The 2587-nt window shown below is 49.5% G+C and carries 3 rRNA genes; all 3 read left to right on the forward strand.

From position 1 onward, the window contains the following. Nucleotides 1-2090, forward strand: a 23S ribosomal RNA gene (locus A3220_RS16485); the annotation flags it as partial. A gap of 139 nt (nt 2091-2229) precedes the next feature. Continuing rightward, nucleotides 2230-2344, forward strand: a 5S ribosomal RNA gene (gene rrf, locus A3220_RS16490). A 65-nt stretch (nt 2345-2409) separates the two neighbouring features. Next, nucleotides 2410-2524: ribosomal RNA gene (rrf, locus tag A3220_RS16495) — 5S ribosomal RNA — on the forward strand. Nucleotides 2525-2587 lie beyond the last annotated feature (63 nt).

Consider the following 2587-nt stretch of genomic DNA (forward strand, 5'->3'; position numbering starts at 1 on the left):
TCCCCGAAATCTATTTAGGTAGAGCCTCGGACGAATACTTACGGGGGTAGAGCACTGTTAAGGCTAGGGGGGTCATCCCGACTTACCAACCCTTTGCAAACTCCGAATACCGTAAAGTAATATCCGGGAGACACACGGCGGGTGCTAACGTCCGTCGTGAAGAGGGAAACAACCCAGACCGCCAGCTAAGGTCCCAAAGTCATAGTTAAGTGGGAAACGATGTGGAAAGGCCCAGACAGCCAGGAGGTTGGCTTAGAAGCAGCCATCCTTTAAAGAAAGCGTAATAGCTCACTGGTCGAGTCGGTCTGCGCGGAAGATGTAACGGGGCTAAACTATGCACCGAAGCTGCGGATTCATCTTAGGATGAGTGGTAGGGGAGCGTTCTGTAAGCGGTTGAAGGTGTACCGGGAGGTATGCTGGACGTATCAGAAGTGCGAATGCTGACATGAGTAACGATAATGCGGGTGAAAAACCCGCACGCCGGAAGACCAAGGGTTCCTATCCCATGTTAATCAGGGTAGGGTAAGTCGACCCCTAAGGCGAGGCCGAAAGGCGTAGTCGATGGGAAACGGATTAATATTTCCGTACTTGGTATAATTGCGATGGGGGGACGGAGAAGGCTAAGCAAGCATGGCGATGGTTGTCCATGTGAAAGTGAGTAGGCTAGTGACTTAGGTAAATCCGGGTTGCTGTTAGGCTGAGACACGAGACGAGCACCCAAGGGTGTGAAGTTGCTGATGCCATACTTCCAGGAAAAGCCTCTAAGCTTCAGATTATACCGAATCGTACCCCAAACCGACACAGGTGGTCAGGTAGAGAATACTAAGGCGCTTGAGAGAACTCGGGTGAAGGAACTAGGCAAAATCGTACCGTAACTTCGGGAGAAGGTACGCTCCTATCTGTGATGAGACTTGCTCTCTAAGCGGACGGGAGCCGCAGTGACCAGGTGGCTGGGACTGTTTATTAAAAACACAGCACTGTGCAAAATCGCAAGATGACGTATACGGTGTGACACCTGCCCGGTGCCGGAAGGTTAATTGATGGGGTTAGTTTTCGGACGAAGCTCTTGATCGAAGCCCCGGTAAACGGCGGCCGTAACTATAACGGTCCTAAGGTAGCGAAATTCCTTGTCGGGTAAGTTCCGACCTGCACGAATGGTGTAACCATGGCCACGCTGTCTCCACCCGAGACTCAGTGAAATTGAAATCGCAGTGAAGATGCTGTGTACCCGCGGCTAGACGGAAAGACCCCGTGAACCTTTACTACAGCTTGGCACTGAACATTGAACCTACATGTGTAGGATAGGTGGGAGACTTTGAAGCAGCGACGCTAGTTGTTGTGGAGTCGTCCTTGAAATACCACCCTTGTAGTTTTGATGTTCTAACGTTGGCCCCTGAATCGGGGTTACGGACAGTGCCTGGTGGGTAGTTTGACTGGGGCGGTCTCCTCCCAAAGAGTAACGGAGGAGCACGAAGGTTGGCTAAGTACGGTCGGACATCGTACGGTTAGTGTAATGGTAGAAGCCAGCTTAACTGCGAGACAGACACGTCGAGCAGGTACGAAAGTAGGTCATAGTGATCCGGTGGTTCTGAATGGAAGGGCCATCGCTCAACGGATAAAAGGTACTCCGGGGATAACAGGCTGATACCGCCCAAGAGTTCATATCGACGGCGGTGTTTGGCACCTCGATGTCGGCTCATCACATCCTGGGGCTGAAGTCGGTCCCAAGGGTATGGCTGTTCGCCATTTAAAGTGGTACGCGAGCTGGGTTTAGAACGTCGTGAGACAGTTCGGTCCCTATCTGCCGTGGGCGTTTGAGAATTGAGAGGGGTTGCTCCTAGTACGAGAGGACCGGAGTGAACGAACCGCTGGTGTTCGGGTTGTCATGCCAATGGCATTGCCCGGTAGCTACGTTCGGAACTGATAAGCGCTGAAAGCATCTAAGCGCGAAGCAGGCCTCGAGATGATTTCTCACTAGACTTTTAAAGTCTCTGAAGGGCCGTTGAAGACTACAACGTTGATAGGCAAGATGTGGAAGTGGTGTGAGCCATTAAGCTAACTTGTACTAATTACCCGTGAGGCTTAACCATACAACGCCAAACGCGTTTTGTGACAGAAACAAGCGACAGAAGTTAATAGCTAAAGTAGATAGATACTTAGACTTAAAAAATATTATCAGAATTTTCCAAATTTAGTTGGTACGTGAAAACGGACTGACACCCTAATTTGCTTGGTAACCATAGCGTTTTGGACCCACCTGACCCCATGCCGAACTCAGTAGTGAAACGAAACAGCGCCGATGATAGTGTAGCATTTGCTATGTGAAAGTAGGACATTGCCAGGCTCAAAATTCAGTCGAAGGACTTAAAGCTTAATAAATAAAAAATAAGAAAAWTTGAACAGAATTTTCTTGGTAACCATAGCGTTTTGGACCCACCTGACCCCATGCCGAACTCAGTAGTGAAACGAAACAGCGCCGATGATAGTGTAGCATTTGCTATGTGAAAGTAGGACATTGCCAGGATTCAAATACGAGAAAGCCCGACTCGAAAGAGCCGGGCTTTTTTACGTCTGAAGAAAAGTTAAA

Source organism: Halomonas sp. KX33721, assembly GCF_001596805.1.
Classification (GTDB): Bacteria; Pseudomonadota; Gammaproteobacteria; order Pseudomonadales; family Halomonadaceae; genus Vreelandella; species Vreelandella aquamarina.